The organism is Hymenobacter sp. IS2118 (genome assembly GCF_000715495.1).
In the GTDB taxonomy this organism is placed as follows: domain Bacteria; phylum Bacteroidota; class Bacteroidia; order Cytophagales; family Hymenobacteraceae; genus Hymenobacter.
This window is the reverse complement of sequence record NZ_JNLX01000091.1, coordinates 1-14,779: the sequence shown is the minus strand read 5'-3', so window position 1 is coordinate 14,779 and position 14,779 is coordinate 1. Positions and strand designations below refer to the sequence as shown.

The window sequence follows — 14,779 nt, the reverse complement described above, 5'->3', positions numbered from 1 at the left end:
CTGATGTTACGCAGTATTTTTCCGTTCTAACTACCGTTTTCGATGGCCTGCACCCTGGATTTGTACACGGATTATCTCATCAGCTCGACGGGCCAAACTTCGGCTACGGGCCTCTCACGCCTGTTCGATGGGCAGCTTAGTCACGACCAGGTGACGCGCTGGCTCAGCAGCGTACACTTGGATTCACGCCAGGTCTGGGGCCATGCCAAACCGCTGATTCGGCAAACCGAGCGGACGTTGGAAGCAGCCGATTTTGCTGTTCTTATCGTCGATGATTCTATTTTGGAGAAGGCCCACACCGATGCCAATGCCCTGCTCTGTACCCATTACGACCATAGCCTGGGGCGGTACGTGAAGGGGCTCAATTTCGTGAGCCTGCTCTATGTGGCCGGTTCGCTCGCCGTGCCGATTGCCGTGGAGCTGGTGGAGAAAACGCAGGCCGTAACCGACCCTAAAACCCAGAAAGTGAGTCAGAAAAGCCCGCTGACGAAAAACGAGATGCTCCGCGCCATGTTGCGCGTGGCCCAAGAGCAAGTGGCCTACGGCTACCTGCTGGCCGACAGCTGGTATGCCTCGGCTGAGAACATGAACCAGGTGCGCGCGTTGGGCCACGACTTTATTTTTGCCCTGCCCACCTCGCGCACCGTGGCCCTGAGCGAAGTGGGGCGCGGCAATGGGGAATTCCAGGCCCTTGATACGCTGGCTTTCCCGGATGGGCAGCCCTTGCGCGTCTGGCTACGGAGCGTCGTGGAGGCGGTGCTCGTGGTCCGGCAAGTCTTTACAAATAAGGACGGTTCGCAGGGCGTGTTATATCTGGTGAGCAGCGATACGAATTTGACCGGGGAACAAGTGACGGTAATCTACCAGAAAAGGTGGAAAATCGAGGAGTACCACAAATCGCTCAAGCAAAACACGTCGATGGGCAAGTCGCCTACGAAAACCATCGATACGCAGGCCAATCATTTCTTTTCTTCCATCCTGGCCTACATCAAGTTAGAGAAGATAACCCGACAATTAGGCATTGGTCATTTTCGCCTCAAAGCCCAACTTTATTTGCGCGGACTCAAAGCCATGCACTACGCGTTAACCAAAATGGCTGCGTAACATCAGTTAGAATAATACTTGAGATTAAAAATGGCAGTTAGAAGAACTGTAATATAAATAAAATACTTTAAATATATAGTATATTTATCGTTGAAATAGCATACATCAAAAAATATACACAGAATCTTTATGACGATGGATGAGATTACCAAGCCTTGTATCGCTGTTACAAATGATTGGGCAGCATACTCTTTCGGCTCAACGCCTCTCCCAAGGAAAAACGCATAAATGATATTGAATAGCCTCATTATCAATGGTTGGTAAAATGGTGATTCAATTATCTACTCCTTCTCCAGTGCCGCCTTGATACCGCCCAGGCCGCCGGCAATGTTCTCCAGTTGCGCGAGTACGCTTTGCAGCTGGCCGCCGCTGCTGGTGCGCAGGTTGCGGGCGAAGGTGGCCTTGATGTCGGCCCAACGGGTGGTTTCTTCGGGGGTGAGCCAGCTTAGCAGCTCGTGTAGCTTGAGCAGGTTGGCTTCGGTGCCGCTGGTCAGGGTTTGGGCTTCGTTGTGGTAGTGGGTGGCCAGCAGGGCACGCACTTCCTCGTCGTTCATCACGGGGCGCACCTTTTCGGCCAGCTTGGCCATGTTGCGGTAGGAGCCCTGCAGCTTGAAGGGCGGCTCGGTGCGGTACTCGCTGGCCTGGGCCGCCGAGCGGATGTACTCCTCGTTTACCCGCGCTACCACGTCGCGGATGCGCAGCAGCTTTTGCAGCACAGCCACGTACTCGTTGATTTCCTCGGGCGAATGGTTGGCCTCGAAGGCCAAACCGGTGCTGTCTCCGGTTTCGGCCAGCTTTAGCAGCGGGTACACGTCGGCCTGGCTTTTGGCGGCGAGGCGGGCCAACACGGGGTTGGCCACTAAGGCGTTTTCGATGTAGCTGAGCAGGAACGCCGCCGCCGTATCGCCGATGATGTCGCCGAGGTTGTAAATGTCGGCGCGGTTGGCCAGCATGTCGGGGATGCGGAACTGCTCGCCCGATTCGGTGTACGGGTTACCGGCCATCACCACGGCCACCTTGCGGCCCCGGAAGTCGTAGGTGCGGGCGCGTCCCTGGTACACGCCCTCAATCTTGCGCTGGGCGTCGCAAAGCGAGATGAATTTCTGCAGAAACTCGGGGTTGCAGTGCTGAATATCATCGAGATAAATCATCACGTTGTCGCCCATCTCGAAGGCCAGATTCAGCTTCAGCAGCTCCTCGCGGGCGCCGGAGTTGGGGGCCTGCGAGGGGTCCACGCTGGTCACGGCGTGGCCGATGGCCGGGCCGTTGATTTTCATGAAAATCAGCCCCAGTCGGTTGGCCACGTACTCCATGAGCGTGGTTTTACCGTAGCCGGGCGGCGACACCAGCAGCAGCAGGCCCATGAGGTCGGTACGCTTGTCGGCGCCCGCCGTGCCAATTTGCTTGGCCAGGTTGGCCCCGATGAGCGGCAAATACACCTCGTCAATCAGCCTGTTCCGCACAAACGACGACAGCACCCGCGGCCGGAACTCGTTCAGCCGCAGCTCCTCGCTAAAGCGCGCCAGCAATTCCTTTTTCACCGTACCAAAAGCCTCAAACAGCGGCGCTACCGCGTGCGTGTAGCGGTGCAGCCGGCGCCGGAAATCGGGGAAATTCAACTGGTAGTTCCGCTCGTGAATGCGGGCGTGGGAGCCTTGCAAGCCCGTGAGCGTTTCGCGCAGCGGCGTGCGAATGATGCGGGCGGCATCGAAGGAATTAGTGAGCAGGAGGACGGCGGCCTCGTTGACCCCGGTGCCGCTCACCCCATCCCCCGACCCCTTCCCCTCCGGGGGAAGGGGAGCCGAGGCGGCGCTGTTTTCGTTCTCTCTACCTCTCTCGCCTGCGTTTTCAGTCGTCAGGCTCCCCTTCTCCCGGAGGGGAAGGGGTCGGGGGATGGGGTGACCGGGCTGCGCCGCCCGCAGCCACTGCCGCACCAGCTGGAACTGGGCGGCCGGCTGGTCGGCCATCGCGGCTACGCTGGCTTCGTATCGCGCCGTAGCATTCCGCTCCTTTAGCGACTGCTGGAACTGCTGCAATAGCTCCGCCGCTTCGGGCGCGATAATGAATGTCTCGCCGCGGGTTAGCTCGTAGAATAAATACTCGCCGGCTTCGGCCACTTCGGCCACTTCAAACAGGCCGGTGCCGGCCGCAAACTCCTCCATGGCCAACTGCAATTCGGCTTTGAGCGCCTCAAACTCCCGCGAATCGGGGAATACCTGGAGCAGCACGCCGATGCCCTGCAGCTGGTGCTGCCAGGCGGCCTTGCGCTTGCGGCCCGTAAACCGCTGCCAGTAGAGCGCTGCGGCGGCACGGGCGGTGGCGGAATAGCGCAGTAAATCGGCGGTGCGGGTCAGGCTCACCAGGGCTTCGAGCAGCAGGGCCGCGTCGTGGTCGTGCACGCCTTTGAGGTAGCCCTCGGCGTAGCGCGGGGCCATAAATTGCTGCACGTAGGCCGTGAGCTCGGCCACGGTGAGGTGCGAAAGCTCGGCCAGCGAAAGCACGGCGGCCAGGCCGTCGTGAGCGGGCGCGGGGTGCTGGGCGGCTTGCAGCATGAGCCAGGCCAGGTACTCGGCGCGGTACACGTCGGCGTTTTCCGAAACCACCGTTTGGTCCCATACGGCGCGGGCGGCGAGCACGGCGGGGTCGGTTATCTTCTGGAAAAAATTGGTGCCCGTGAGGTGGTAGTGCAAGTCGCCGTCGCGCAGCACCACGGTCAGTTCCAGCGGCTGGGTGTTCACGGTGAAGGCGTAGGGGCCGAATTTCAGGGCCTGCCCGCCGTCGGTAAACAGCTCGGCGCGGTCCTTGAGCTGGCGCACAGCGTCCTCCTTCACCGTTTTGAGGCGGCTTTGGATATCGTCGGCCTTCACCGGGTCGCCGAGGTCGAGCAGGTTTTGCACGGTCTGGCGCACCTTTTCCACCAGCATATCGGAGGCGAAGTAGCCGTTGATGTCGGCCACGCTCTCGAAGCGGCCCAGCCGGTTTTGCACCGCTTTCAGAATGCGCTCCGCCGATTGCAGCAGGGCCGAAGCGCGCTGGTTGCGGGCGGCTACCAAGCTCACCTTGCGGCTCTCAAACGCCTCTGAAACTTCCTCGCGCTTGCCCGCCAATTGGTTCAGAAATTCATCGAACTCCGGGAATTTGCCCTCCAGCTCTTCCAGCTGCACCATGAGTTTGGTGCTGTACTCGTCGCACTTGGCCGGCGTGTCGCACAGGTCGAGGTAGTTCACCAGGGCCTGGTCGAGCAGCTTGATTTGGGCCGTGAATTCGGCTTGGGCCTCGGTACCGGCTAGGGCCTGCCGCCGCCGCTTCAGTGCCGCCCGAATCTGGTTGAAGCTGGCGTAAATCGTCGAAATATTGTCGATGATGCGCGTGGTCTGCGTGGGGTCTTCCATCGGCAGGTTGCTCACCACCTCAATCAGCAGCTCTAGCTCCGAGGATACCGCGTTGGCCTGCTTTTCCAGCTCGTTGGCCTCGGCCACTTTCTGCACCTGCTCAATGGCCTCGGCAATGGCCTGCACGCGCACCGCGTAGGGTTTCAGGGCGTCGTCTTTAAGCAAAAAATCCACTGTTTGGGCGGCCACGTCCTTGCTGGTTTGCTCCAGCTCGGCGGCGGCTTTTTCCACGGTGGGCAGCTCCACGTAGCGCAGCTCTTTAAGGGAAATGACCGCGCCGCGCACGCCGCGCAGCTCCGCCAGCAGCTGCACGTATTCGTTTACGTCGGTGGCCGTGGTGCGCTTGATGCGGCCGGTCAGCTCGTCGGCTTTGGCCAGCACGCGCTGGGTTTCGGCCCCCGTGCTTTTGCGGATGCTTAGCACCTTGTCAAACTCCTCCACCGCCGCGTTGGCCGCCTGCTGAATGTCGCGCAGCGGCTCGTTTAGCGCCTGCGCGGCCGGCTCGGCCAGCCAGTGGTAGGTGTCGTTGAGGGTGGTGGTGAGGCGAATCAGGTCGAGGTAGAGGCCGGCGTAGCTGTCGTCTTTGGCCAGCAACGTCAGCACTTCTTGGGCTTCCGACATGGCCCGCACAATTTCCTTATTTCCTAATTTGAAGAGGTAGGAATTGGACGTGACCGGTAGCTCAAAATCGGGGCCCACGTAGGGCGTCTGCCAGATTTGCACGGCGTGGTGCTTCTTGGGCTCGTCGTCCTTGCGGAAGTAGCACAGCTCGCCGTTTTCAAACAGCGCGTAGCCGTGGCAGGTGATGGGGTTGTCGACCCGCTGCGCGATAATGTTATAAGAGAGGAGTAAGTACGCGCCGTTCTCCTTATTATAAAAAACATACAGAAAATCCTCCCCGTTGGGCGACACAATTCGCTTTTCAAAAAGCATGTCGCGCAGCCCCTTTTCAAACAGTTTCCCCTCGCCGGTTTGCAGGTAAAAACCGTGCGGAAAAATCAGGCCCTGGTTGTCGGGCAGCAGCACGCAGGCTTCGGCTAACGCGTCCAGCCGCTGGGCCGTTTGCAGCTTGGCGTTGTATAGAAAATACCGGTATTCCTGCTCCTGATACGGCCGGATTTTCAGCAGAATAATATTGCCAACCACGGCGTAATAAATCTCAGAATCGTCGAGCGTCTGGTCTTTGTCGGCCACCGGCTCGGAGTAGATTCCGCGCCCCGTAGCGGTGTTATTCTCAATCTTAATGGTGAGGTCGCCGTGGATGGTTTCTACGAAAACCCGGTCCTCGATGCTGATGTGCGGGTGTTTGCCGCTGCGCTGCATGTCGCGCGTGGTGCGTTTCCAGGTAAACTCGTGCTGCGGCGGAAACGTGTATTCGTGGTCGCTGCGGTTGTCGATGTACGTGAGCGTATCACCTTGCAGCAGCCACTTAAACGTCTTGATGTCGCTCGCGCTTTTGCCCACCCGAAACACCATAAACAAATGGCTGCCGAGCACCGCAAATTTTATGAATTGTGTGTTCTTGTAATACTTGTAGAGGTTGCGAAATTCCTCCGCGAACTGCGAGTTTGCAATCAGTTCCAATGGCAGCGGATGAAACTCGTGGCTGGCATAAGAATAGGCCCCAAATACATCCGACAATTCCACCTCGGTTTTCAGGCCGATAACGACGTTGTAGCCAAACAGGAAATTGCGGCCCACCGGCACCATGTCCCACGGCACGCAATTATTGTCGGTACTAATGCGCCCGGTGCCAATGAGCTTGGTGTCAATGGCGCCGAAAACGGTTTTGCGGTCGGTGTTGAGCTGATTGAGGCGGGTTTTGAGGTCGGCACCGCTCTTTTGCAAGCGGTTGCGCAGGATTTCGTAGGTGCCGCCTTCGAGCTTTACCCCCGTGCCGTTGACCCCATCCCCCGGCCCCCTCGCCGCTTGATGCGCGGAATCCTCCGGGGGAAGGGGAGCCACGGCGGCGCTACTGGTTTGGTTTTTGGAAGTGGTAGAGTTGTTATCGGGGCTCATAGTTGGGGTAGAGCGCGGTTAGGTGCTCGGCAATTTTTTTTAACACGTTGGCGGTTTCGTGCAGCACTTCTTCATTGGTGAAGCGGACGATTGAATAGCCAATTTTTTCTAATTCGTAAGTGCGGCCACCGTCATATTCGGCCTGGGCGATTTCGGCGTGAATACTACCATCTACTTCAATGACGAGCCAAGCAGCCAGGCACACAAAATCGACAATAAACGACTCGATGGCGTGCTGGCGGCGGAAGGGCGCGCCCAGTTTACTTCCGCGCAATTCCTGCCATAATTTGTGTTCGGCAGGAGTGGGGGTTTTGCGATTGGTGCGAGCGTAAGCTTTGAGGGAAGTTTTCCAGCGCTTGGCATCGGTGGTGTACATGCCGAACATGTGCACCCCATCCCCCGACCCCTTCCCCTCTGGGGGAAGGGGAGCCTGACGACTTTTTTTCCGCTCTTCACTCGAATCCATACCTTCTTCGCAATAAAGCAGAACCATGTGAGAATAAGCGCCGCCGCGGCTCCCCTTCCCCCGGAGGGGAAGGGGCTGGGGGAAGGGGTGCTACAGCTGCAACGTCTTCACGCCCTTGTCCCCGATGCCTAATGCCGTGGCGGTGCTGGCCAGCTGCGCAATAGTGCCGCGCGTGGCATCGTCGCCGGCTTTGTTCATCATCTGCAGCAGCAGCGCCGAGATGCTCAGGTTCTTCATGTCGTCGGCGCTCAGCCCGAACTGGTCCACGAAGCGGCGCAGGTTGGTTTTGAAATCGCCGCCGTTGCCTTCGTGGCCGAAGAAAGCGTCTTTCACGGTGCCGAGGACTTCAGAGTTGTGCACGGCGCGGTCTATCATTTTGCCCTTGGTGATGGAGCCAATAATCTGGTCGAAGAACATGGTTTCGCCGCCCACGATGTCGATTTTGGCCGACTTGAGGGCTTCCGAAATCACGCCGGCCTGGGCACTGGCAATGTCTTTCTGAATGTTGATTTGGGCCAGCTCCACGGCCTTGTCCTTGTCGAGGCGCAGCTTGAATTCTTCGTGGTCCTTGCCCACGCCGTCGAGCTTTTTCATGGCGTCGGCCTTCGCCTCGATGCCCTTGGCTTCCACCGCGAAACGCTGCTCGTTCACGGTTACCTCGGCCAGGCCCTTTTTCTGGTCAGCGTCGGCTTTGGCTTCAATAACGCTGGCTTCGGCCAGGCCCTTTTCGAGGTTCACCTTGGCTGCTACCACGCCGAGCTTTTCGTCGGCTTCGGCCTGGGCCGTGGCGCGTACCTGGATGGATTGCGCTTCGGCGGTGGCCGTGAGCTGCATCACGTTGGCTTCCGACTCGCCCTCTTTCTGGCGGGCGGCAGCTTTGGCTTGCATTACCTGCGCTTCGGCCAGGCCCACGGCGCTGGCTTTGCTGGCTTCCGCTTCGGCCATGATGCGGATGGCCTGCGAGCGGTGCTCGGCCGATGCTTTCTCGGCCTCGGCGTCAATCAGCGACTGCTTGGCGCGGAATTCGGCGCCCTGCTTCTCCATGTCGGCGTTGCCCACGAAAGTGATGGTGGCCTGCTCGGTTTCCTGCTTGGCCTTGGTGATGGCCACCAGCTTGTCGCGGTCGGCCAGGGCCTGGGCCCGGGTGTCCTTAATGCGCTCTTCCTCGATGACCGTGGCTTTTTCCACCGTAATCCGCTCGCGGATGATGCCCTGAATGTTCTTGCGCTCTTCTTCCAGGGCCTTTTCCTTCTCAATCTGGGCCAGGGCCACGATGCGCTCCCGCTCGTTCACTTCCAGGGCGCGGGCCTGCTCCACGCGTTCGGTCTCGATGGCGTCGGTGCGCTGCTTGTTGCGCTCGGCCACCAGGATTTGGCGGTCGCGGTTCTGTTCCGAAACCTTGATTTCTTCGTCGGCCGCGATGCGGGCTTTCTCGCCCTTCTGGCGTTCTTCCTGGCGCACTTTTTCCGTTTCGGCGGCTTCGCGGGCCTTGATGTTGGCAATTTCGCGATACTGCTTTTCCTGGGTTTCGGCCAGCTGCTTTTCGAGCTGCAGAATGGTCTCCTGCGCTTCCACGTCCTGCTTCTTGATGGTCTTCTGCTGGTCGCGCTGCAGCTGGTTGGACTGGATTTTCTGCTCCGAGGTCAGGGCAATGATTTTCTTGATGCCTTCCGCATCCAGGATATTATCCTGATTGAGGGCGTGCAGTGGGGTTTGCTCCAGGTAATCAATGGCGCAGTCGTCGAGCACGTAGCCGTTCAAATCGGTGCCAATGATGCGCAGGATTTCCTGCTTGAACTGCTCACGCGAATTGTAGAGCTCAATGAAATCGAAGTGCTTGCCCACCGTCTTCAGGGCTTCCGAAAACTTGGCGTCGAACAGGCCTTCCAGGGCCACGGGGTCGGAGGCGCGGTGGGCGCCAATGCTCTGGGCCACGTTCACCACGTCCTCGTGGGTCTTGTTCACTCGAATGAAGAAGTTGACCTTCACGTCGGCGCGCATATTGTCCTTGCATACCAGGCCCTCGGCACCGGCCCGCGCAATCACAATGGTTTTGAGCTTGATGTCCATCACCTCCAGCATGTGGAGAATGGGCACCACGATAATGCCGGAAAACGACACTTTGGCGTCGCCCATGCCGGTGCGCAACAGGGCTTCCCCCTGCACGGCTTTTTTATACATCCGGGCCACAACCGCCAGGAAGCCAAGGAGAAACAGGCCAATGATTACCAAAATGGCCCAGGAAAGGGATGCTAACATGTGAGTAGAAAGTAAAGGTTTTTCGATTGATTAATGGGTGTTAACGAATGGCTTATCACCATTTCAAAAGTCGGAAAATAGGAGGGCCAGAATTTCAAAAAAACCTCCTACAATTTCGAGAATTTCGCTTAGCGCTTGCCAGAACATTTTTGGTTTAGAAGACATTAAGCTGCGGTTTTACGGGTTAGCTGTTGGCAAACGGCTCAATCAAATAGCACTTTCTGGCCGCGTCGAAGTCAATAACCAGGGCCGTTTCTCCTTTGCCCAGCGGCGCTTTCGTGCTTCGTACGTTCAGCATGAGCGGTGCTCCATCGATGCGCACTGAGGCTTGGCCCAGGTGCTCGGCCGTGGCGGGTAGTACCACAGTACATACTTTGCCGATGACCACTGCGCTGCTGTCGTGGTCCTTCTCCATGGCCGTAAACAGCCTTACGAAGGGCAGGGTGAGGAATTTGGCCACAAAGAGGCTGCCAATGAAAAGTGGTAGGAAAAACGCCAGCCCGAGCAGACCGGATGTGTTGCCGGTGTAGTAGTTGAGCAAAATGCTGCCCACCCAGAGCGGCAGAAACAAGAAGCTGAGGAATATCATCAGCGGAATGCGGCCCAGATTAAAAAAGGCCAGCGTGCCATTGAGCCAGCTGGTGCCCATCTCGTTGGGAGCGCCATCGCTGTCGAAGTGCAGGTGGCCGTGGTCCTCCACGCTCAGGTCCACGGTTTTCAGGTCCAGCAGGCCCAGCAGCACCGTAAGCCAGTACAGCAGCACAAAAACCAGCAAGCCCGTCGGCAGTAAGTTCGGCGGCGAAATGGCGGCTTGTAAAAGTTCGGTCATGGGCATGTCCAGGGCAGCTGAAAGGTAGTCGTATTAGAATGATTCCAAAGCCCGCCCGGCCTTTTTGAGCCTATTCGGTATAGCCGAGCTTGGCTTTGAGGGCCTGAAGGTCGGCGCTGGCTTTGCCGGCGCCGGTAGTGCCCAGCGCCTTGTCAATCTCGGCGTCGATGCTCTTGGTGGCCTGGGCGATTTCGCCGTACGATTCGGCCAGGGCTTCCTGGACGGCAATTTTTTCCTTCATGCGCTCCAGCAAACTCACCGTGCCCGACGAGTCGAGCTGGGCCAGCTGCTTGTTGATGGTGATGGTGGCGGTGCTCACCGTCACGCGCGCCTTCAGGGTCCGCAGCTCGTTTTCCCATTGGCTGATGGTTGACTTGAGCGTGCTCACGTTCTGGTCCATCTGGGCGGCCGAATGCTCAAACTTGGTTTGGTCGGTGGCGGCGCGGGCGGCCTGGGCTTCGTTTTCGGCTTTTTTCAGCAGGGCTTCGCCAGCGAGGCGGTCGGCTTCGGCGGCGTCCATATCGCCTTTGTGGGCGCGCTGGAGCAGGAGCACGGCCTTATTCTCGTAGTCCGAGGCCTTGGTGCGGAAGCCTTCGCCTTCATTGCGGGCTCGAATGGCCATGGCTTTCACTTCGGCCAGGCCGTGCAGGCTTTTGTCGAGGTCTTGGCGCAGGTCGCGCAGGCCCTGCTCAGTCAGGTTGATGGGGTCTTCGAGGTGGTTAACGGCCGCGTGGGCTTCCGACTGGCCAATTTTAAAGAGGCGATTGAGGATATTCATGATGGTGGGTTAGTTAAAAGTTTAGTTTTCTGGCCCCGTTGACCCCATCCCCCGGCCCCTTCCCCTCCGGGAGAAGGGGAGCCACGGCGGCGCGGGCATTGGGTGGTAGTTGAATCTTTACTGTCACGTGCTATTGATTTCGTCAGGCTCCCCTTCCCCCGGAGGGGAAGGGGCCGGGGGATGGGGTGCGCCGCCCTACTTCGAAAACGCAATCAGTTCGTCGGCGAATTCGCTGAGCAGCAGGCCCAGGGAATTAACGCAGGCGTCGAGCTGCGCCAGCTCCAAGGTGTCGATTTGCAGGGTGTCGCGGAAAATGAGCTTGCGGCCGGTTTCGTCGAGGGCAAAGGCGCCGTGAATGATGTCGCGGTTCTTTTGGAGCAGGCGCTGGTACACGTCCAGCGAGGGGGCGGGTAGGTCGAGCAGGTACTGCTCCAGAATCAGCAGCGGGTCGCCGCAGCCGATGACGAGGTTCTTGATGGCTAGCTCCGGCTTGGCTACCACAAACACGCCTTCTTGCTCGTCGGCGTGGCAAATGTCGAAGCCCAAGTCCAGCAGGTAGCCGTGGACGGTAGCGAAGTAGGAGTTAGTCATGTGCAGAAAAAGGTGAGAAAAGCCGGATGCTCAAAAAAGTAGCGCTATGGGAAGCTGCTTTGCGGGGGAAGTGGTAGATTTACGATACAATAATAAGCAAAGTTTTGAATATGCTCAAAGTTTGAGCGAAATAATATTTGGTTAACATGTCGAACGTTGGAAAGAATATTCGCAAGCTCAGAACGGTTAAGAAGCTGAGCCAGGCGGCTTTTGCTGAGTTATTCGGCTTGGCCAGGCCCAGTGTAGGTGCTTACGAGGAGGGGCGTTCTGAGCCAAAAATGGAGACGCTAATTCAAATTGCTCAGCATTTTGGCTTGTCGGTAGACTTGCTACTTACAAAAGAGTTAACGGTAAACGAGCTGTATCACTTCGATATTTTTAAGGAGTTGCAGTCCCCCGAGCCCACCGCCGAAGAACTGGCCGAAGCCGACCGTCAGGCTCACCTTACCCCGCTGGTACACCGCAACCGGGCCCTGGAGTACATCGTGCGCCATCACGACCCTGCGTTTATCGACCTGCTGCCCACCCTGCAGCTGCCCCACCAGCTCACCGGGCCCACGCGCGCCTTCGAGGTGTCGGGGGCCGACATGCTGCTGCACCGTCAGGGCCTGCGCCATCAGGACATCGTGCTGTGCTGCCGCGTGAACAAAGCCCGGCCCAGCCTGCAAAATGGTCGCGTCTATGTCTTTGTCACCCAGGGTAAAATTCTCATTCGCCGCCTGGCCGAGCGCCTGCCCGACGGCCTCACCCTCAAGCTGCGCCCCGACAACCCCGACTACAGCAGCCAGGACCTGGAGCTAACCCAAGCTCTGGAAATCTGGGAAGTAAAAGGCGTATTTACGACCCACTTGCGGGCCCCGGCCCTGCTCGACGAACGAGTGGCCGCCCTGGAGCGCCGGCTAGAGGAACTGGCCGAACGACTGGAGGGCCAGCAATAGTTGCTGGTAACCAGTGCTTATTGTTGCTGTCGACGCTTCAAATAGTAGTTCCAGCCCGTAGCGCCGAGCAGCAGGGCCGCGCCCAAAAGCATGGTGCCGGCCATGGTGCGCAGGGAAACGGGATACAGTAGGCTCCCACCAATGACCACGGCCGCGCCCAGCCACCACAGCAGCTCCACCGGCAGCGGGGCGATAGCCAGGCGCTGGGCCCGGAGGGCGCCCGCATCCGTAGGCGGGTAAAGCAGCCACTTCAAGCGCGGGTAGTCGTGCAGCAGCAGGCCCATGGTGAGCACCAGAAACCCGGTGGTAAGAAAGGGCGTGCCCGTCCAGTGCTGCGACCAGGTAAGGAAAATGATGTTGAGCCACATGGGCACCAGCAGCACCGCCCCAAGCAGCGCAAACCGCCCGGAAAGCAGCAACAGGCCAATCAGCAGCTGGGCAACCCCAATGAACTGACCAAAAATCTCCAGCCCGTTTTTGGCTAGGAAAGCGTGGTCCATGGGCGGGCCCATCAGGCCGGGCAGGTGGTTGTCGGACAGCTTATATAGCCCGCCGCCCAGCATGAGGGCGCCCAGCAGCAGGCGGCAACCTATTACATAGAGGCGGCGCAGCCAGCCGCCCACTGCCAGCGCCACCGCCGTCGCCACGGCCGGAAGCACAATGCAGAGTGCGTAGAAAAGGGTAGGGGCGGAGTTCATGCAGAAAGAGGTGAGATTAATCGAAGAGGAAATTTCAGACGCTCAAGATGACAGGTGGGTTGAATTGCCTGGTACAGGCAATAAATATAGCCGGCCATGTCCACGAAAAAGCCCCGTCAGAAACTGACTTGTCCTTACCCACATCTTAGGGCTGGTTGAGTTGAGTGGCGAGCCGGACGCCTTCGACGAGTAAGCGCAGGCTCATCAGGCCGCGCCAGAGGGTTTGCCAGCCAGGTGGTCCGTCGCCTTTGCGGCCCAGGTGGCCGCCCAGGCCAGCCAAGGCATAATACACGTCGCGCACAGTCTGCACGGGTCGTGAACTGCGCAGCGTGAGGACCTGTAAAAAAGTCGCTTCCAGCCCCGCTGCCGTCGCCGGCAAGTCGGGTTGGAGGCGACTTTTTTCGCGCATATCCACTAGCGCCAATGCGACCACGCTGAGCAGGGCGACGGCGGCAAAAAGACGGTCAGCGGTTTGGAGCTGGAGCTTTTCGGCCCCCAGGCCCGTTTTCAGGGCTTTGTGAAAGTCCTCGATGAGCCAGCGGCTCACGTACTGCCGGGCGCAGGCGTGGGCCTGGGCAAAATCCGTGATGGGTTGGTCGCAGAGCAGCAGCCATTCCAGGGCGGGCGTGGCCGGGCCTGTGTCCCCGACTTGGGCGGCTTCCCAGACCCGTACCAGGGCGCAGGGAACCGGGTCCCCTTTGCCCGTCGCCGCGCCCGGTCGCTGGGGCGCACGCAGGGCCAGCGGGGGGCTGAAACTGACCTGGAGCAGCACTTCGCGGGCCGGCTGGCCCGGCCGGCCACGCAAGGCCAGGGTCAACTGGCCCGCCGAGGGCTGGGCCCGCGCCACGGCGAAGAGCCGCCCGGCGGGCGCTTTGTCGGCGCCGGCCACCAGGGCCCGGTCCTGGGCGGCGCGCACCACGAAGCCCAGGCCCTGGGCCCGGCACTGCTGCAGGTGCTCGTAGATGTCGGCCCCGCGGTCGGCCACCACCACCCAGCGCGCGTCCGGTGGCGGGCTGCCCACGTTGCGCAAGCTCCGGGACCAGAGCGCCGATTCGCGGACCCGGCCCTGGCGCAGGCGCGAGCCGCCGTGGAGATGGTCTTTTTCGGCCTCCGGCACCGGTTGACGGACGTGAAACTGCTGGTCCAACAGGCCCAGCAGCGGCAGGGCGGGCCGTTTGGCGGCCGGGTCGGGGTCCTGCACCGGCCAGCCGGCGGCCACCAACGAGTGCAGCAGTACGCCCTGGCTCGTGGCCTTGCCCGGCCCGACCGGCCCCAGGCCGGGCCGGCGCTCGTCGGCTTCGGGCCAGCTCAGTTCGCTCGTGTCTTCGACCAGCAGGTAGGTGCCCGGCTCCTGTAGCGCTTGGCGAACCACGGCCTGATGCGCCCCCTGCAGCGCCTCGGGCGTGGCCCTTGCACCGCCCAGCAAGCGATACGCCGCTTTACTGGCCCCCGCCTGGCCGGTCCCCAACTGCGGAATGGTGGCCCCCGGCTGCCGGGCCCAACCGGCGGCCAACTGCACCACCCGTCGGCTGCGGCGGGCATCGCCCAACACCGTGCCCCCAAAATGCGTCTGCGCCCACAGCTGCGGGTCGCAGAAATGCGTCGAAATACTCATCTCGCAAGCTACTAAGCCGGCCCCGCAAGAACCCACAAAAAAGCGCCGACCTGTTGGCCGGCGCTTTTCAAAGATGTGGGTAAGGACAAG

General features: G+C 59.8%; 10 protein-coding genes. 2 read left to right on the top strand and 8 right to left on the bottom strand.

All coding sequences use genetic code 11. From position 1 onward, the window contains the following. The first annotated feature begins 42 nt into the window (after nucleotides 1-42). Nucleotides 43-1,104, top strand: coding sequence for a transposase (locus GM79_RS08255; RefSeq protein ID WP_035562095.1), 1,062 nt, complete (start codon nucleotides 43-45; stop codon nucleotides 1,102-1,104). A 281-nt stretch (nucleotides 1,105-1,385) separates the two neighbouring features. Here GM79_RS08255 and GM79_RS08245 read toward each other — a convergent pair whose 3' ends face one another. From GM79_RS08245 to GM79_RS08220, 6 genes are all read right to left on the bottom strand, one after another. Continuing rightward, nucleotides 1,386-6,515 carry a DNA repair ATPase gene (locus GM79_RS08245; RefSeq protein WP_081867632.1) on the bottom strand — a complete coding sequence of 1,710 codons (5,130 nt, stop codon included), beginning with the start codon at nucleotides 6,513-6,515 and terminating at the stop codon, nucleotides 1,386-1,388. Further along, complete coding sequence (locus GM79_RS08240; protein WP_235184002.1) at nucleotides 6,502-7,008, bottom strand: endonuclease domain-containing protein; 507 nt, start codon at nucleotides 7,006-7,008, stop codon at nucleotides 6,502-6,504. The genes GM79_RS08245 and GM79_RS08240 overlap by 14 nt, the downstream gene beginning before the upstream one ends. Nucleotides 7,009-7,071: 63 nt before the next feature. Continuing rightward, nucleotides 7,072-9,240: a hypothetical protein gene (locus GM79_RS08235; protein ID WP_035562090.1), complete on the bottom strand. Its 2,169-nt coding sequence runs from the start codon at nucleotides 9,238-9,240 to the stop codon at nucleotides 7,072-7,074. A 184-nt stretch (nucleotides 9,241-9,424) separates the two neighbouring features. Then, entirely contained in the window at nucleotides 9,425-10,069 is a 645-nt protein-coding gene (locus GM79_RS08230) for a hypothetical protein (RefSeq protein ID WP_152559903.1), read from the bottom strand. A 70-nt stretch (nucleotides 10,070-10,139) separates the two neighbouring features. Then, nucleotides 10,140-10,847: a PspA/IM30 family protein gene (locus tag GM79_RS08225; protein WP_035562083.1), complete on the bottom strand. Its 708-nt coding sequence runs from the start codon at nucleotides 10,845-10,847 to the stop codon at nucleotides 10,140-10,142. Nucleotides 10,848-11,042: 195 nt separating this feature from the next. Beyond that, nucleotides 11,043-11,438 (bottom strand): YbjN domain-containing protein, encoded by a 396-nt coding sequence (locus GM79_RS08220; protein WP_035562080.1) that lies wholly within the window; start codon nucleotides 11,436-11,438, stop codon nucleotides 11,043-11,045. Nucleotides 11,439-11,584: 146 nt separating this feature from the next. Here GM79_RS08220 and GM79_RS22855 point away from each other — a divergent pair, with 146 nt between their 5' ends. After that, the gene (locus GM79_RS22855; RefSeq protein ID WP_051718665.1) at nucleotides 11,585-12,376 is read left to right on the top strand and encodes an XRE family transcriptional regulator; all 792 of its coding nucleotides are present in this window, start codon (nucleotides 11,585-11,587) and stop codon (nucleotides 12,374-12,376) included. A gap of 17 nt (nucleotides 12,377-12,393) precedes the next feature. Here GM79_RS22855 and GM79_RS22850 read toward each other — a convergent pair whose 3' ends face one another. Both GM79_RS22850 and GM79_RS08205 read right to left on the bottom strand, forming a co-directional pair. Continuing rightward, nucleotides 12,394-13,074, bottom strand: coding sequence for a DoxX family membrane protein (locus GM79_RS22850; protein WP_051718664.1), 681 nt, complete (start codon nucleotides 13,072-13,074; stop codon nucleotides 12,394-12,396). Between the two features lie 145 nt (nucleotides 13,075-13,219). Further along, nucleotides 13,220-14,689 carry an IS4 family transposase gene (locus GM79_RS08205; protein ID WP_035561809.1) on the bottom strand — a complete coding sequence of 490 codons (1,470 nt, stop codon included), beginning with the start codon at nucleotides 14,687-14,689 and terminating at the stop codon, nucleotides 13,220-13,222. Between the last annotated feature and the right edge of the window lie 90 nt (nucleotides 14,690-14,779).

Coding starts and splice junctions, on each gene's coding strand:
- GM79_RS08255 (WP_035562095.1), top strand. CDS start 43: ATGGCCTGCACCCTGGATTTGTACACGGATTATCTCATCAGCTCGACG.
- GM79_RS08245 (WP_081867632.1), bottom strand. CDS start 6,515: ATGAGCCCCGATAACAACTCTACCACTTCCAAAAACCAAACCAGTAGC.
- GM79_RS08240 (WP_235184002.1), bottom strand. CDS start 7,008: ATGGTTCTGCTTTATTGCGAAGAAGGTATGGATTCGAGTGAAGAGCGG.
- GM79_RS08235 (WP_035562090.1), bottom strand. CDS start 9,240: ATGTTAGCATCCCTTTCCTGGGCCATTTTGGTAATCATTGGCCTGTTT.
- GM79_RS08230 (WP_152559903.1), bottom strand. CDS start 10,069: ATGACCGAACTTTTACAAGCCGCCATTTCGCCGCCGAACTTACTGCCG.
- GM79_RS08225 (WP_035562083.1), bottom strand. CDS start 10,847: ATGAATATCCTCAATCGCCTCTTTAAAATTGGCCAGTCGGAAGCCCAC.
- GM79_RS08220 (WP_035562080.1), bottom strand. CDS start 11,438: ATGACTAACTCCTACTTCGCTACCGTCCACGGCTACCTGCTGGACTTG.
- GM79_RS22855 (WP_051718665.1), top strand. CDS start 11,585: ATGTCGAACGTTGGAAAGAATATTCGCAAGCTCAGAACGGTTAAGAAG.
- GM79_RS22850 (WP_051718664.1), bottom strand. CDS start 13,074: ATGAACTCCGCCCCTACCCTTTTCTACGCACTCTGCATTGTGCTTCCG.
- GM79_RS08205 (WP_035561809.1), bottom strand. CDS start 14,689: ATGAGTATTTCGACGCATTTCTGCGACCCGCAGCTGTGGGCGCAGACG.